General features: G+C 61.4%; 14 protein-coding genes, 2 tRNA genes and 1 pseudogene. 12 read left to right on the forward strand and 5 right to left on the reverse strand.

The features are described 5' to 3' along the window. Nucleotides 1-2 precede the first annotated feature (2 nt). The 3 genes from AC0L7I_RS10230 to AC0L7I_RS10240 form a co-directional block, all read right to left on the reverse strand. Entirely contained in the window at nucleotides 3-905 is a 903-nt protein-coding gene (locus AC0L7I_RS10230; protein WP_473396330.1) for an alpha/beta fold hydrolase, read from the reverse strand. A gap of 522 nt (nucleotides 906-1,427) precedes the next feature. Next, nucleotides 1,428-1,503: transfer RNA gene (locus AC0L7I_RS10235), tRNA-Asn, on the reverse strand. Nucleotides 1,504-1,777: 274 nt separating this feature from the next. After that, a tRNA-Cys gene (locus tag AC0L7I_RS10240) sits at nucleotides 1,778-1,851 on the reverse strand. Nucleotides 1,852-1,997: 146 nt separating this feature from the next. Between AC0L7I_RS10240 and AC0L7I_RS10245 the strand changes: the two genes are divergently transcribed. The 8 genes from AC0L7I_RS10245 to AC0L7I_RS10280 all read left to right on the forward strand — a co-directional run bounded on the left by AC0L7I_RS10245 (nucleotide 1,998) and on the right by AC0L7I_RS10280 (nucleotide 12,699). Further along, nucleotides 1,998-2,651 carry a protein-L-isoaspartate O-methyltransferase family protein gene (locus AC0L7I_RS10245; protein ID WP_473396331.1) on the forward strand — a complete coding sequence of 218 codons (654 nt, stop codon included), beginning with the start codon at nucleotides 1,998-2,000 and terminating at the stop codon, nucleotides 2,649-2,651. A 162-nt stretch (nucleotides 2,652-2,813) separates the two neighbouring features. Further along, nucleotides 2,814-4,073 carry a TolC family outer membrane protein gene (locus AC0L7I_RS10250; RefSeq protein WP_473396332.1) on the forward strand — a complete coding sequence of 420 codons (1,260 nt, stop codon included), beginning with the start codon at nucleotides 2,814-2,816 and terminating at the stop codon, nucleotides 4,071-4,073. A 106-nt stretch (nucleotides 4,074-4,179) separates the two neighbouring features. Next, entirely contained in the window at nucleotides 4,180-4,899 is a 720-nt protein-coding gene (locus AC0L7I_RS10255; protein WP_473396333.1) for a DUF2497 domain-containing protein, read from the forward strand. Between the two features lie 92 nt (nucleotides 4,900-4,991). Then, on the forward strand, nucleotides 4,992-7,733 hold the full coding sequence (locus tag AC0L7I_RS10260; RefSeq protein ID WP_473396334.1) for a valine--tRNA ligase: 2,742 nt from the start codon (nucleotides 4,992-4,994) through the stop codon (nucleotides 7,731-7,733). Between the two features lie 41 nt (nucleotides 7,734-7,774). Continuing rightward, the gene (locus AC0L7I_RS10265; protein WP_473396335.1) at nucleotides 7,775-8,815 is read left to right on the forward strand and encodes an isoaspartyl peptidase/L-asparaginase family protein; all 1,041 of its coding nucleotides are present in this window, start codon (nucleotides 7,775-7,777) and stop codon (nucleotides 8,813-8,815) included. Next, on the forward strand, nucleotides 8,816-9,751 hold the full coding sequence (locus AC0L7I_RS10270; RefSeq protein WP_473396336.1) for an aldo/keto reductase: 936 nt from the start codon (nucleotides 8,816-8,818) through the stop codon (nucleotides 9,749-9,751). Nucleotides 9,752-9,883: 132 nt separating this feature from the next. Then, nucleotides 9,884-11,611, forward strand: a complete 1,728-nt coding sequence (ilvD, locus tag AC0L7I_RS10275; RefSeq protein ID WP_473396337.1) for a dihydroxy-acid dehydratase — start codon at nucleotides 9,884-9,886, stop codon at nucleotides 11,609-11,611. Between the two features lie 65 nt (nucleotides 11,612-11,676). After that, nucleotides 11,677-12,699 carry a DUF3137 domain-containing protein gene (locus AC0L7I_RS10280; protein WP_473396338.1) on the forward strand — a complete coding sequence of 341 codons (1,023 nt, stop codon included), beginning with the start codon at nucleotides 11,677-11,679 and terminating at the stop codon, nucleotides 12,697-12,699. A gap of 12 nt (nucleotides 12,700-12,711) precedes the next feature. Here the strand turns inward: AC0L7I_RS10280 and AC0L7I_RS10285 are convergent, their stop codons facing one another. Further along, on the reverse strand, nucleotides 12,712-12,954 hold the full coding sequence (locus AC0L7I_RS10285; protein ID WP_473396339.1) for a hypothetical protein: 243 nt from the start codon (nucleotides 12,952-12,954) through the stop codon (nucleotides 12,712-12,714). A gap of 224 nt (nucleotides 12,955-13,178) precedes the next feature. Here AC0L7I_RS10285 and AC0L7I_RS10290 point away from each other — a divergent pair, with 224 nt between their 5' ends. Further along, nucleotides 13,179-13,556: a hypothetical protein gene (locus tag AC0L7I_RS10290; RefSeq protein WP_473396340.1), complete on the forward strand. Its 378-nt coding sequence runs from the start codon at nucleotides 13,179-13,181 to the stop codon at nucleotides 13,554-13,556. A 3-nt stretch (nucleotides 13,557-13,559) separates the two neighbouring features. Here AC0L7I_RS10290 and xth read toward each other — a convergent pair whose 3' ends face one another. Beyond that, nucleotides 13,560-14,336 (reverse strand): exodeoxyribonuclease III, encoded by a 777-nt coding sequence (gene xth / locus AC0L7I_RS10295; RefSeq protein ID WP_473396341.1) that lies wholly within the window; start codon nucleotides 14,334-14,336, stop codon nucleotides 13,560-13,562. Nucleotides 14,337-14,423: 87 nt separating this feature from the next. On the opposite strand from xth, the gene AC0L7I_RS10300 reads away from it, so the two are divergent. The 3 genes and pseudogenes from AC0L7I_RS10300 (at nucleotide 14,424) to tatC (ending at nucleotide 15,839) form a co-directional block, all read left to right on the forward strand. Beyond that, the gene (locus AC0L7I_RS10300; protein WP_473396342.1) at nucleotides 14,424-14,642 is read left to right on the forward strand and encodes a twin-arginine translocase TatA/TatE family subunit; all 219 of its coding nucleotides are present in this window, start codon (nucleotides 14,424-14,426) and stop codon (nucleotides 14,640-14,642) included. Nucleotides 14,643-14,664: 22 nt separating this feature from the next. Then, nucleotides 14,665-14,863 (forward strand): annotated as a pseudogene (gene tatB, locus AC0L7I_RS10305) (Sec-independent protein translocase protein TatB); the annotation flags it as partial. 151 nt (nucleotides 14,864-15,014) lie between these two features. Beyond that, nucleotides 15,015-15,839 carry a twin-arginine translocase subunit TatC gene (gene tatC / locus AC0L7I_RS10310; RefSeq protein ID WP_473396343.1) on the forward strand — a complete coding sequence of 275 codons (825 nt, stop codon included), beginning with the start codon at nucleotides 15,015-15,017 and terminating at the stop codon, nucleotides 15,837-15,839. Nucleotides 15,840-15,877 lie beyond the last annotated feature (38 nt).

Consider the following 15,877-nt stretch of genomic DNA (forward strand, 5'->3'; position numbering starts at 1 on the left):
TACTATACGCCGATTTTGGACGGATCACTCATTGATATGCTGACCGGGGCCGTCGGTGCCAGTGGCACCATCATGCGTGTCATGTAGCGCACTTCCCGTGCGATTCGGGCTGCATGGGCCGGATCGAGGAGAGATGTGTGAGTTTCACCGTCGAGCCCGAACAGGCGGCCATAACCGCCCTGGTTGGAGACCGACCTGACCAGGCCCGCGTTTTCTCCGCCATCGGCGGCGCGCGAGAAGACCGATACGGGCGAGTTGACCGTGACAGCCGGGTTGAAATAGGCCGCTGCGGGGTCAATCGCGGTGACTTCGCCATGAGCGGCAATCCAGTGTTCGGGTTTGCAGAACAGGAATCGTTTCTCGGCCCGGCGCGCTCGGGGCAGGTCGATATCGTCTGCGGTGAATGGCGCGACTGCGCGCAGAAGGCCGGTTTTTGCAACTGCGCCGCCGATCCGCAACAGGAAGGCAAAGGCGTTGAGCGGGCGCATGCCGCCTGCCTTTCGCAAGTATTTGGGGTTCATCGCGTCGACGAAGACACGGCCTGCCAGTTCGTCGGGATGAAGATTGGCGAAAGCGTGCAGGCGCAAGCCCGCCATGGAATGCCCGACCAGAACATAAGGCGGGCGCGCACCGAGCACGGCCAGAAGGCGGCGCAGGTCGGCGATATGGAATTCAGGCGTCAGGGATGTGCCCTCGGGCGCCGGATCGCTCCAGCCCATGCCGGCGCGACCGTAGAGCACAACGCGGTGGTCGGCCTTCAGTGCTTCCTTGACCCACCATCCGTCGACATAGGAGCCGAAGGCGCCATGGTCGAACACGACCCATGGCGCATCTTCCGGGCCCTCGACAAGAACATGGAGGCGACGGCCGGGTTCAACTTCAACCATGTCAAAAGGGGCGTGCATCGCGAAAACTCTCCGCAGGCAAGTTTGAGTTCAGGGGAGGGAAACGGCATCGTGGATTCGGGCGATTTATAGAGCCAAGCGCCGCTGGCCGGAACCTGCCTTTGCAGGCCGGAACTGTTATTTACGGCTCGCCGGGGAAGCGCCTGCGCCCGCCCTCACGCTGCCCCGACTTGTTTCGGGTAATAAACGGTCAAGTCGCACGCTGACGATGTTGTCGAAAAAATCCATTCGCCGTGTAATGGCAAGTAAGCTCACTAAATATGGGGAGACTATACTTTGAATTGTTAGGCCGATGACAAAACAGATTCAGGGAAAAGGCTTACTCTGGTTATCCAGCGTGGCTATCCTTGCTGCGGGCCCATGCCGACATTCGCGACCTAGACAGCTTTTTTCGAGACCATGTTCCCGAAGGCCAAAGTGATGATCGTGGTGCCGGGTGGGTATTTTTCACGGCCAGAGGACTTGCTTGCGCGCCTGGATGCGAACTGACGAACTGTCAGGCGTGTTCTTGGGGAAGGGGAGTGGCTCCGCGAGTAGGACTCGAACCTACGACCGGGCGATTAACAGTCGCCTGCTCTACCAACTGAGCTATCGCGGATCAGCCGAGAGCGGGTGAATAGCAGACCATTGGGCCGGTTCAAGCCCCAATTGCTGCTGCTGTCCAAAAACTTCGGCGTCAGACAAAAAAATGGCGGGAGACTTAGAGCTCCCGCCGAGGCGTTGGGTGATGGTGGGTGTCTCCAAGAGAAGACAGTCCGAACATCGCCCGAATTGGTTAATGTGACGTAAACGATTAACCAGGAAACACGTGAGAACTGCGTAACATCCCGTTAAGCTTGGAGAAATTGTGCGGAATGAGGGAGGGGATGGTCTGGAGGCTCCACCCGGAATCGAACCGGGGTGCACGGATTTGCAATCCGCTGCGTCACCACTCCGCCATAGAGCCTGACCAGAGGCGCGTCCCTAGCAAGCAAAGCGTCTGCTTTCAATCTGCCTTTTCATCCGCCGTGCGTTTATCGCGCATTGCACCCAACGCCGCCCATGCTAAAGGGCGGTCCTACGTTCGTTTTTGCCAGAGGAAGGCGTGCGCCCATGAACTTTGACGCAGCCCGCGAGATCATGGTGGATAGCCAGATCCGCCCGAATGATGTGACCGATGCGCCAATCGTCTCAGCGTTTCTGCGCACGCCGCGCGAAGCGTTTGTGCCCAATTCACGTAAATCGGTCGCCTATTCGGAGCTTGAGATCGCAACATCGCCCGAGCGTTCACTGTGGATTCCGCGCGACACGGCAAAGCTGGTCAAACTGGCCGCGATCAAGCCAAGCGACATCGTCCTCGTGATCGGGGCAGGGGCAGGCTATGAGGCGGCCCTTATCAGCCACCTGTCGGAAACCGTCATCGCGCTGGAAGAGACAACGGAGCTTGTGGATGCCATGTCGGCGCGATTCGCTGCGCTGGGCCTCGACCGGGCCGTGGCCGTCGAAGGCAAGATCGACGCGGGCCTCCCGGATCAGGCCCCATTCGACGTGATTTATGTATGTGGCATGGTTGAATCCCTGCCGGATGCCTGGTCAGACCAGCTGGCAGAGGGCGGACGCCTTGTCGCCGTGGTGATGGAGCGTGAAGGCCTTGGGCGGGGAACCGTGTTCACCAAGGCGGGCGATGCAGTGGCGGCTCGCGATGCTTTCGATGCGTGCCCACCCAAATTTGCGCAATTTGACCGCAAGCAATCCTTCGTCTTCTGATTCGGGCTGCGCTGAATTGCCCGCGTTGTTAAAGCGCTGGAAAAGTGAACAGTGTTCACTAACGTGTTGTGTATGCCTATATATGGCCGAGCAAACCGGGACATCAGGGAGTTCAGGATGAGTGTAAAGTATCGTTGCCTGTTGGGCTCAGCCGTTTTCGCCATGATGGCTGGAATGCCGGCATCAGGTGAAACGCTGGATGAGGCCATCGCCTCGGCCTTCGCAACCAATCCCCAACTCGACCTCCAGCGATACGAAACCGACATCGCGCGCGAAGGCCTTGAGCAAGCCCGGTCCGGTGGACGGACAACCGTGAATGTCAGCGGCAGTGCCGGGTACGAATATGTCGATACGACGTCGCCTTTTGCCTTTGGCCTGGGTGACCGGCCGATCGCCAGTGCGCAGGTGCAGGCCGTGCAGCCGATATATACGGGCGGTCGCGTCAGTGCGGGCATCCGACAGGCAAAGGCGGGCATTAGTGCGGCCAAGTCGCAGTTTGATGCCGCCGAACAGGATCTCATCCTCCAGGTTGTGACGGCCTATGTGGATGTGCGCCGCGACCGCGAAGCCGTTGCGATTCGCAAGAACAATGTGGAAGTGACGAGCGAGCAGGTCCGCGCGGCAGACGACCGTTTTGAAGTGGGTGTCGTGACGCGGACGGACGTGTCTCTGGCCAATGCGCGCCTCGAGGGCGCCCGGGCGGCCCTTGCCGGCGCGGAAGCGTCGCGCGAGGCTAGTGAGGCCAATTACCAGTTCCTCACCAGTCTCAAGCCCGGAGACCTTGCGCCGCCGCCGCCTGTGCCGCCATTGCCTGGGTCTCTCGAAGACGCCGTGGCCGTGGCGCTGGACGGAAACCCGGATATTGAAGCCGCCCGCCATTCCGAGCGTGCAGCCAGCGAAGCGATTGAGGTGGCGCGCGCGCAATACCGGCCGCAGATCAGCATTGTCGGCACCGCGGGCGTGCAGGAAACCTATGGCGACGTCACCCAGCGCGACACCAGCGTGTCGGCCGTCGCGCAGGGCAAAATCCCGCTGCTGTCGGGCGGCCTGATCAAGAGCCAGGTCAGCTCGGCACGCCTGCGCCGCGACCAGGCCCGCAACCAGATTGACGTGCTGGAGCGCCAGATTCGCGCGCAGGTCGCGCAAGCCTGGTTTGGCTATGATGCGTCGCTGCGTTCGATCGAGGCCTCCCGTCGCCAAGTCGACGCAGCCGAAATTGCCTATGAGGGTGCCAAGGAAGAGCTGGCCGTGGGAGTTCGCACGACTCTGGACGTTCTGGACCAGGAGCAGCAGCTGTTCGAAGCCCGCCTCGCGCTGGTCCAGTCGGAGCGCGACGCCTATGTCGCGGCGTTCCGCCTGCTCAGGGCCGCCGGAGAGCTGGATAAGCCTGTGCCGACAGGGGCTTCGCCGGTCGCCGAATGAAAAAGTTGTGGCTGAGTTAAGGTTAATGACGTCAAGTGGTTGTTAACCCCTGCATCTTATCCATTAATCAATACTGATTCTGATGGGTTAAGAGTAAGGGGCTGATATGGCCAACGAAGCGCACAAGGAGCCGACGATGGAGGAAATCCTCGCGTCGATCCGCAAGATCATCTCCGAGGATGATTCCAGCTCGTCTCGCCGTCCCGGTGCGCCTACTGTTGTGCGTGAAGAAAGCGTGGCCGAGTCGCATGATGCTGAGCTTTCCGACTATTCGGAGACCTCGTTCGAGGCCGCCGAGGAAGACATCGACGAGGCAATGTTCGACGTCGAGCCTGACGAGAACTACGAAACCGTTGATGCCGTCGATGAAGCAGAAGAGGCGGAATCCTTCGAAGGCGTGCTTGATGCGGCGCGCGCTGTTGAGCAGCCAGAACCTGTTGCGACGTTCCGGCACCAGCCCGAACCAGGGCCGGTTTTCCAGCAGGCGCCTGAACCTGCTCCGCGTCCCGCACCAGAGCCCGCACTGCGTCCCGCGCCAGAGCCTGCTGCGCGTCCTCAAGCTCACGTTTCCACGGAGACCGACATGCCCGCCAGCGCCCGCTACCAGAACACGGTCCTGACCGATGACAAGACATCTGACGCCGCCGCCGGTTCTCTCGGCAAGCTGATGTCGAAAATGGACACCGGCAGCGACAACACGATCGAAGGCCTGGTCCGCGAGCTGCTGAAGCCGATGATCAAGGACTGGCTCGATGCCCACCTGCCCGGCATCGTCGAGGAAAAGGTCGAGGCCGAGGTACAGCGCATAGCCCGCATGGCGCGCTAGCCTCACCCGACAAATTCGTTATAGGGAAGGGCGCGCCGCATCAGGCGCGCCCTTTTCTTTTTGCCCAGACCACGCCGGAACCCCACGTCCCCATGCTCGATCAACGATTTGACCCCGCCGAAGCCGAAACCCGCCTGTACAAGGCCTGGGAGGATGGCGGCTGCTTCAAGCCCTCGGGCGATACCAGTGCACAGGCCTATTCCATCGTCATCCCGCCGCCGAACGTTACCGGCGTGCTGCACATGGGCCACGCGCTGAACAATACGCTGCAGGACGTGCTGGTCCGGTTCGAGCGGATGCGCGGCAAGAACGTGCTGTGGCAGCCAGGAACGGACCATGCCGGCATCGCGACGCAGATGGTGGTCGAGCGCCAGATGGCAGAGGCTGGCGGCAATGAGAGCCGCGCCAGTCTTGGCCGCGACGCGTTCGTGGATCGCGTCTGGGCGTGGAAAGAGGAATCCGGTGGCGCGATTGTCGGACAGCTGAAGCGCCTCGGTGCCTCGTGCGACTGGTCGCGCGAAGCCTTCACGATGGGCGACCGCAACGATCCCGACAACAACATGATGCGCGCTGTCACCAAGGTGTTCGTCGAACTTTACAACAAGGGCCTTATCTATCGCGACAAGCGGCTCGTGAACTGGGACCCGCATTTCCAGACGGCGATCTCTGACCTCGAGGTCGACCAGCGCGAAGTGAATGGCCATTACTGGCACCTGCGCTACCCGCTGGCCGGTGGCATCACCTATGAGCACCCGGTCAAGGACGAGGACGGCAACGTCACCGGCACCGAGACGCGTGACTATATCGTGGTCGCCACGTCGCGCCCCGAGACGATGTTGGGCGATACGGGCGTGGCGGTGCATCCGGATGACGAACGCTATGCCGGTCTCGTCGGCAAGTTCGTGACCCTGCCAATTGTCGGCCGCCGTGTGCCGATCATCGCCGACGAGTATGCCGATCCGACAAAAGGCTCGGGCGCGGTGAAGATTACGCCTGCGCATGATTTCAACGACTTCGAGGTCGGAAAGCGGGCGGGGCACACGCCGCTGAACATCCTGAATGCCACGGCGCATATCGTCGATGGCGCGGACGCGGATGCGGCGGGTATTCCGGTGGACTATCGCGGGCTCGACCGGTTCGACGCACGCAAGAATGTGGTTGCGGCCTTCGAGGCGGCGGAACTGCTGCAGGAGATCGAGAGTCTCAAGATCGAGCAGCCTTTCGGCGACCGGTCCAATGTGGTCATCGAGCCGTGGATGACGGACCAGTGGTATGTCGACGCCAAGACCATGGCCCAGCCCGCCATTGCGGCGGTGAAAGAGGGCAAGACGCGGTTCGTGCCCGAAAACTGGGAGAAGACGTATTATAACTGGATGGAAAACATCCAACCCTGGTGCATCAGCCGCCAGCTCTGGTGGGGGCATCGGATTCCAGCTTGGTTTGCAGAAGACGGAACAATCTATGTCGCGAAGTCCGAAGCGGAGGCACAGGCACAGGCTGGCAAGGGAGTCGAACTGAAGCAGGACGAAGACGTCCTCGACACATGGTTCTCGTCCGCGCTCTGGCCGTTCTCGACCATGGGTTGGCCGGACAAGACGCCTGAACTCGACACGTTCTATCCCACCGCCACGCTGGTCACGGCCTTCGACATCATCTTCTTCTGGGTCGCCCGGATGATGATGATGGGCATCGAGTTCATGGGGGAAGTTCCGTTCAAGGACGTTTATATCCACGCCCTCGTCCTCGACGAGAAGGGCCAGAAGATGTCGAAGTCCAAGGGCAATGTCATGGACCCGCTGGAACTGGTCGACGAATACGGCGCCGACGCCTTGCGCTTCACAATGGGCCGCATGGCCGGGCAGGGACGTAATATCCGCCTGTCGAAACAGGCCGTCGAAGGCAACCGCAACTTTGCCACCAAGCTGTGGAACGCCGCGCGCTTTGCCGAGATGAATGAATGCGGCGCGCCGGGCGAGATCGATTTCGCCAAAGTGACGAGCCCGGTGAACCGCTGGGTGCTGGGCGAACTCGCCGCCTGCGAGGCCGAAGCTACGAAAGCCATCGAGGAATATCGCTTCAACGATGCCGCAGGCGCGCTCTACAAGTTCATCTGGAACGTGCTGTGCGACTGGTATCTCGAACTGATCAAGCCGCTGCTGATGGGCATGGATGATGCGGCCAAGAAGGAAACGCGCGACGTCTGCGGCTACGTCCTCGACGAGACACTGAAACTGCTCCACCCGTTCATGCCCTTCGTCACCGAAGAGCTGTGGGAGCGCCGCGCGACCGGCCGCGTGGACGAGCGTGGCTTCCTGATGGGCCAGTCCTGGCCGAAATACGCCATCGCGCGCGATGCCGACGCCGACACGGAAATTCAGTGGGTGCTCGACCTGATCACCGAGATCCGGTCCTTGCGCAACGACCTTGGTGTGCCTGCAGGCTCGAAGATCCCGCTCTCGCTGGTCAATGCCGGGCCGGTCATCGAAGACCGGGCCGTCCGCCATGAGGATATCCTGAAACGCCTCGCGCGGCTCGAGGACATTGTCGTGTCCGATGCCGTGCCGACGGGGGCTGTCTCGACAGTTGTCGGCGACACCGTCGTCGCGCTGAACATTGCCGAGCAGATCGACGTGGCCGAGGCGCGCAAGCGGCTCGACAAGGAAATCGCCCAGCTCGACAAGGACATCACCTCGACCGAGAAAAAGCTCGGTAATGAGGCTTTCGTGTCGAAAGCACCGTCCGAGATCGTCGAGGAGAACCGCGAGCGCATTGTCGACTGGACAGACCGCCGCGTGAAACTGAAAGCGGCCCGGAAAAGCCTTGAAGGTCTCTAGGCAATAGGTTCATCCTGTTTCCAGCAATGCTGGAGACGCTGATGTCCGTGAAATCCTTGAGCGCCTTCGTGGCGGCAACCCTCTTCCTTGGTGCCTGCGCCACGCCGGTCGCCGTGAGCGACCCCGTGCCGTCCCAACCGGAATGGCATCTGGCCATTCATGGCGGGGCAGGTGTTATCCTGCGCGAGAACCTGTCAGCCGAACAGGAAGCGGCCTATGTCGCGGGGCTGAACGCGGCGATGGAGGCGGGGGCGGCGGTTCTGCGCGAAGGCGGCAGCGCCGTGGATGCAGTGCAGGCTGCCGTCCTGCCAATGGAAGACAACCCGCTGTTCAATGCCGGCTATGGCGCTGTATTCGCGGTCAATGGCACGCATGAGCTCGACGCCTCGATCATGGACGGGCGCGACCGAGATGCAGGGTCCGTTGCTGGCGTGATGCGCGTCAAGAACCCGATCCTTGCGGCCCGTGCGGTGATGGACAAGTCAGAGCATGTCATGTTCGCGGGTCCGGGCGCCGATGCCTTCGCCGAAAGCCAAGGGCTCGAGATGGTCGAGAACACCTATTTCGATACCGAGCGGCGGAAGAACGATCTGCAGCGCCTGCTCGAGTCGCGGGCAGGCACACCGGTCGCGCAGCGGCGCACGGCCGCTGATCGCTTCGGCACGGTCGGTGCCGTCGCAATTGACAGCCAGGGCAATCTCGCCGCTGCCACGACCACGGGCGGCATGACGGCCAAGGCGCCGGGCCGGGTGGGCGATGCGCCTCTCGTGGGCGCGGCCACCTATGCAGAGAACGGCGTCTGCGCCGTCTCCGCCACGGGCCATGGCGAGTATTTCATCCGCGTCGGCGTCGCCAAGACTATCTGCGACCGGGTGAAGCTCGCCGGCGAGCCCGTCGGTATAGCCGCCGAGGTCGCGCTGGACGAAGTGGCGTCGCTAGGCGGCGATGGCGGCGTGATCGTTATTGACGGCGCAGGCCATGTCTACTTCGTGTTCAATTCCGCCGGCATGTACCGGGGAGAAATCAGTGCGAAAGGCGCCACCACAGCCATTTTCCGCGACCAGCCAGAAGGAAACGAATAGATGCAGATGCGTGACCTCGGAAAATCAGGCCTCAAGACTGCCCCGCTCGTGCTCGGCGGCAATGTGTTCGGCTGGACGGCCGACAAGGCGACGTCGTTCGACATTCTCGATGCCTTCATCGACGCGGGCTTCAATGCGGTCGATACGGCAGACGTCTATTCGCGCTGGGTGCCGGGTCATGTGGGCGGCGAGTCCGAGACCGTGATGGGCGAATGGTTCGCCGCGCACGGCAAACGCGACAAGACTCTGCTGATCACTAAGGTCGGCTCCGACATGGGCGAAGGGCGCAAGGGCCTGAAGGCGGACTATATCGTGAAGGCTTGCGAGGCCTCGCTGAAGCGCCTGCAGACTGACCATATCGACCTCTACCTTTCTCACTTCCCCGATCCGGATACGTCGATCGAGGAGACGCTGGAAGCCCATCAGCGCCTGATTGACGCTGGCAAGGTGCTTGCGGTCGGCGGCTCGAACTATGACGGGCCGGGCCTGGAAGCGGCGCTTGCAGCTGCAGGCAACGGCCGGGCGCGCTACGAGGTGCTGCAGCCCCACTATAACCTTCTCGTTCGTCACGAATACGAAGGGGCCCGCGCCAAGATATGCAAGCGCGAGGGACTGGGCGTAATCCCGTATTTCTCGCTCGCCAGCGGCTTCCTGACCGGCAAGTACCGGACCGAAGCGGACCTGAGAAAAAGCCCGCGCGGCGGCCAGATGAAACCGCTGCTTGAAGGGCGCGGGCCGAAAGTGCTGGCCGCGCTCGACACGGTGGCTGCCCGGCATGGCGCGACGCCAGCGCAGGTCGCACTGGCCTGGCTGATGGCGCGCCCGTCGATCACGGCGCCCATCGCCAGCGCCACCAGCGTCGCGCAGCTGAAGGAGATCCTGCCGTCTGCATCGCTCACGCTTTCAAGCGATGATCTGGCAATGCTCGACATTTGAACGATCTCAGCAAACGTTGAACTGAAATCGTGGCCGCCGGGGCAGGACTTGCCGATCGCGGTGACGATTCGCCCCTTTTCCGCATGAGATTTGCGCGCTAGTGCGGTGGCCTTACTTCACGAAAGAGCTGACATGACCAAGACCTGGGACAAATCGAGACTGCCGTCGCGCCATGTGACGGAAGGCCCGGAACGCGCGCCTCACCGCTCGTATTATTACGCGATGGGGCTCTCGACCAAGGACATCAAGAAGCCGTTCGTCGGCGTGGCGTCCTGCTGGAACGAGGCGGCGCCCTGCAACACGGCCCTGATGCGCCAGGCGCATGCGGCCAGCGAAGGCGTGAAAGCGGCCGACGGCACGCCGCGTGAGTTCTGTACGATCACCGTTACCGACGGCATCGCGATGGGCCATGAGGGCATGCGTTCGTCGCTGGTCAGCCGCGAGGTGATTGCGGACTTTGTCGAACTGACGATCCGCGGGCATTCCTATGACGCGCTGGTCGGCGTCGCCGGTTGCGACAAGTCGCTGCCCGGCATGATGATGGCCATGCTGCGCCTCAACGTGCCGTCGGTCTTCATCTATGGCGGATCGATCCTGCCGGGCACATTCGAAGGCAAGGACGTGACCGTCATGGATGTGTTCGAGGCTGTCGGCGCCAATGCGGCCGGATCGAACGACATGTCGGACGAAAAACTGCACGCGCTTGAAAAACTGGCCTGTCCGGGTGACGGCGCCTGCGGCGGCCAATTCACAGCCAATACGATGGCCTGCGTGTCGGAAGCGATTGGCCTCGCCCTGCCACTCTCGTCCGCCCTACCAGCGCCTTATCTCGAGCGCGATGAATACTGCGTCGAGAGCGGCAAGGCGGTGATGCACCTGATCGAGAAGAATATCCGCCCGCGCGATATCTGCACGCGCAAGGCGTTCGAGAACGCAGCTGTCGTTGTCGCGGCTACCGGTGGGTCGACCAATGCCGGCCTGCACCTGCCGGCGATGGCGCATGAGTGCGGTGTCCAGTTCGACCTGAAGGATGTTGCCGAGATCTTTGCCAAGACGCCTTACATCGCCAGCCTCAAGCCCGGTGGCGAATTCGTTGCCAAGGATTTCGGCGAGGCTGGCGGCGTGCCGATGCTGATGAAGACGCTCTACGATGCGGGCCTCATTCACGGCGATTGCATGACGGTTACCGGCAAGACGGTGGCCGAAAACCTGCGGGACGTTGTCTTCAACAAGGACCAGAAAGTGATCCGCGAAGCCAGTGACCCGATCTCGCCCAATGGCGGGGTGGTGGGGCTCTGGGGTTCGCTCGCCCCGAATGGCGCCATTGTTAAAGTTGCGGGCCTGCAAAACCTCGAGTTCACCGGCCCGGCCCGCGTGTTCGACGGCGAGGCAGCCTGTTTCAAGGCGGTTTCCGAGCGCAAGTACAAGGAAGGCGATGTCCTGGTGATCCGCTATGAGGGACCGAAAGGTGGCCCCGGAATGCGCGAGATGCTGTCGACCACGGCCGCCCTTTATGGGCAGGGAATGGGAGACAAGGTGGCCCTGATCACGGACGGACGTTTTAGCGGCGCGACGCGTGGCTTCTGCGTCGGCCATGTTGGCCCCGAAGCGGCCGAAGCCGGACCGATCGGTCTCATCGAAGACGGCGACATCATCACTCTCGATGCCATCAAGGGCACGATCGACGTGCAGTTGACGCCGTCGCAGCTGGAAGACCGCAAGCGCAACTGGAAGCCGCGCAAGACGATGTATGGCTCCGGCGCATTGCAGAAATTCGCGAAACTGGTCGGGCCGGCACATGAAGGCGCCGTCACCCATCCCGGCTTTGAGGGCGAAGGCCATGTCTACGCGGATATCTGAAGCGGTTTGAGCGCCGGGCAGGCCCGGTCTAGTATGCGGGCCGAGCCAGCCGGAGACGCGCGCGAATGACAGACCAGATGCCTGACCTTCCCGGCGGCGAGCCCGACCCGGTCGATCCGGATATTGCCAAGGCCTTGTCCGGCCTACCGGACGGCTTCGGCCACTTCGCGCGCATCTTCCAGGACGAAATCCGGCCGGCGCTGCAGGCGCGGGAAGGCGATCGCGTTGCTGCTGTCGCGAAGGCCCAGCAGGCGCGATATGTCGGTGGCGGCATCGGTATTGTCGGCGTCCTGCTCGGCCTGTTCGTCGTCAAGCTGCCGGTGCTGGCCTTCGTCGCGGCAGCGGTCGGGTTCGGATATGTCTGGTGGGGCGCGCGCGACGTCGTGCAGCTGGGCAAGGCAGCAAAGACATTGCTGGTCTCGCCAGTGGCGCGCCAGTTCGAGCTGGGTTTCAACGAGGCCCCGGGTCAGGTTGCATCGATCTACAGGCATCATGAAGTCGGCATCGTGCCGGACTGGGACCGGGACAGTTACGAAGACCTGATCACCGGCACACGCAAGGGCGTCGACTTCGAGCTGTTCGAGGCGCATCTGGAGGAGCGACGCCAGTCAACCGATTCCAAAGGGCGTACGCAGACCCGATGGGTCACCGTGTTTCGCGGCCAGTGCCTCAGGTTTCATTTCGACAAAACGTTCCATGGCCGAACGCTGGTCACGCGCGATGCAGGATTTTTCAACCGGTTCGGAGGGGGAAACGGCATGCAGCGCGCCATGCTGGAAGACCCGGAATTCGAACGCATTTTCGAAGTCTACACGACCGACCAGGTCGAGAGCCGATTCCTGCTGACCCCCGACCTGATGCAGAAACTGGTCGACATGGAAAAGGCCTTCCATGGCGGCAAGCTGAAATGCTGTTTTGACGGTGGCGAATTGTTCATCACCCTTCAGGGCAGCGACCTGTTCGAACCCGGCAGCATGTTCAAGCGACTCGACGACCCGGAACGCGTGCGCGAGCTGTTGAGAGATTTCGCAGCTGTATTCAACATTATCGATTCCGTGATGGCCAATCGCCGGGGCAGGGGTGCCTGACCCCGGACGGACTTAAGCTGGGCGTACCGGGCTTGGGTGCGCAAGGTCGACATTTTCGATCGGAAGAGCAGGCATTGTGAAAGCAGCCAGCATCGCGATAGGCAGGATCAGCGTCCATTTCGGCGCCCACCGGGCCGCATTGAGTTCAGCCGGAATGTCCAGAGGCGCAACGAGCTGGTCGAGCGTCACGGCGATGGCAGGCGAAGGGCCGGTCGAACGGCGCACTTTGTTCGTTTCAGGCGTGAGGGCAGTCATCTTTATTCTCCTTGTGCATTCGCGATGTGAGCGAACGATCACAAATATATGCCCGATCATGGCAAAAAGATGGCAATGTGAGCGATTGATCATTTTTAATGTTGGCGACTGAATGGCGACGCGAAATTCGAGGAAATGGGGCCGCTGTGTGGCAAGCCCATTCAGGTTTGCTTCAGCCATGTTCCGGCATTAGGCAGGCAAGCTGAATAAAGAGACTCCTATCCATGATCCGTATTTTCCTCGCTTCTGTAGCCGTGATGGTGGCCATGCCGGCTGCCGCTGACACCTTGTCGCCAAGGCAGGTTGAGCGGTGCAAGGCGATGCAGTCGACGCTGGCGCCGAAACATGCGGAGCTCGAGGCGGCCACTGCCAAGCGCGATGAACTGGCCGCCAGGGCTGAAGCGCTCGGCGAACGCTATGAGGATGCCCAGGTCATGCGCCTTGCTTCGGCTTCGAATGCCGAGGCTGCAGATACTGCCAAGTCAGAATTCGATGCAGCCCGTCGTGCATTTGCACAGGCGGAGTTCGCACTGCAGTCAAACGCCCGGCAGTTCAATCAGGACGTCGCCGACTACAACCGGTCCTGTACGCCCAAGAAATAGACGTCAGTTCTCGAAAATGCCGATGACTGGTACATGGTCTGACGGTTTTTCCAGCGTGCGCGCCTTGCGGTAGATTTCCACACCGGTCAGCCGGTCAGCAGCTTGCGGCGAGCAAAGCAGGTGGTCGATGCGGATGCCATGGTCCTTCTGGAACGCGCCGCCCTGGTAATCCCAGAACGTGTACTGGTGCCCGCGTCCGTCACAGGTCTCGAAGACGTCCGTCAGGCCGAGATTCCTGAGGCGCCTGAAAGCCTGCCGCGATTCCGGCAGGGCCAGCGCATCGTCGGCCCAGACGCTTTCGTCCCAGCTGTCATTGACGCCCGGTATCACATTGTAGTCGCCGCACAGGACGAAAGCCTCTTCGGTTTTCAGCAATTCGCGGGCGTGGCCCTCAAGGGCCTCCATCCATTCCAGCTTGTAGTCGAATTTCTGGCCTGGCGCCGGGTTGCCGTTCGGCAGGTAGAGGCCGCCGACGCGGATCGGCGTGTCGGCCATGACCAGGGCTTCGATATAGCGGGACTGGTCGTCTTCCATGGTCGACAAGCCCTTGCGGACATCGTCCAGCGGGTATTTCGACAGGATGGCGACGCCATTATAGGATTTCTGCCCGTGGACCGCGCAGGTCCAGCCGAGCTCTTCCAGTTCCAGATAGGGGAAGCCGTCAGTCTCGCATTTGAGCTCCTGAAGGCAAACGACGTCACAATCGATTGCGCCCAGCACTTCCAGAACGGTGGGAAGACGGGCCTTGATCGAGTTGACATTCCATGTGGCGATACGCATGCCTTTCCCTTTAACAGCTTCGCCCCATTGTTCCAGCCGGAACGCGAGGCTATGCTGCAATGCGAAACAAGTATTCAGGAGGCCCCCATGGGCTCAGTCGGTCCGCTCCAGATTGTCCTCGTCATCGTGGTCGCGTTGCTATTGTTCGGTGGACGTGGCCGGATTTCCTCGATCATGGGCGACATGGCCAAGGGTGTGCGCTCGTTCCGCAAGGGGCTGGCTGACGACGATGATACGAAGGCTGTCGACAAGGACGACCTCGTCAACGTGACTCCAAAGAAAGACGAGACGAAAGCCTCGTCATAATGTTCCTGGTGGAGGGCGCATAATGCTGCCCGGAATCGGATTTTCCGAACTCATTTTGCTCGCCCTTGCTGCGCTCATCATTGTGGGCCCGAAGGACCTGCCGCTGATGATGCGGAAGGCGGGCCAGATGGTGGGCAAGGCGCGTGCGATGGCCCGCGAATTCCAGGCCGCCTTCGAAGACATAGCCCGGCAGGGCGAACTGGATGAGTTGCGCAAGGAGATCGAAGACCTCAAGCGCACCAATGCGATGACCGAAGCCCAGGCTGACCTGGCCAATTTGGAAAGCGATATCAACGCGGCCGTCATGCAAAAATCCGAAGCGACTGCAGACGAAGTGAAGGCGCCTGCACCGAGTTCCAAGGACGATGCTGCGTGAACAAGGTCCCGCCGAAAGACGAACAGCCTGAAATCCTTGATGAAGTGGAAGCCAGCCGGGCACCGCTGCTGGAGCACCTGACTGAACTGCGCTCGCGGTTGATCATCTCGCTGACGGCGCTGGGCATCGCTGCGCTCGCCTGTTTCTTCGTCGCCCAGCCGATCTATGATTTCCTGCTCGCGCCGTTCGCGGCGAAGGCAGAGGCCCTGCGCGGTGCGCCGCTGGAACTGATCTTCACGGCGCCGATGGAATTCTTCTTCGCCAAGGTGAAGCTGGCCATTTTTGCGGGCATTTTCGTGTCTTTCCCGGTGATCGCCTGGCAAATCTATGCCTTCGTCGCACCGGGGCTCTACAAGAGCGAGCGGGGGGCCTTCTGGCCGTTCCTGGTGATCGCCCCGCTTCTGTTCGCGGCGGGGGCGGCGTTTGTCTATGTCCTGATGCTGCCGATGCTGGCGCGTTTCTCGATTTCGCAGGAACAGATCGACAGTGGCGTCGCAACGATCAAGCTGTTGCCGAAAGTGTCGGAATACCTCTCGCTCGTGATGGCGCTGATGCTGGCGTTCGGGATTTCGTTCCAGCTGCCGGTGGTCCTGACCTTGCTGGCCAAGATCGGGCTCGTCTCGGCGAAAACCCTGATCAGCGGGCGCAAGTATGCGATCGTTCTGATTTTGGGGTTCTCCGCAGTGTTCACGCCGCCGGACGTGATTTCCCAGCTCCTGCTGACCGGGCCTGTGTATTGCCTGTACGAAATTTCGATCTTTTGCGTGAAGCTAATCGAGAAGAAACAGGACGCAGAAGACGCCTCGGCCGCTGCCGAATAGGCAAAATTGGTGCGGTGCACGGTTGCATTCGCCCTGCG

The organism is Hyphomonas sp. J20-32 (assembly GCF_055808555.1).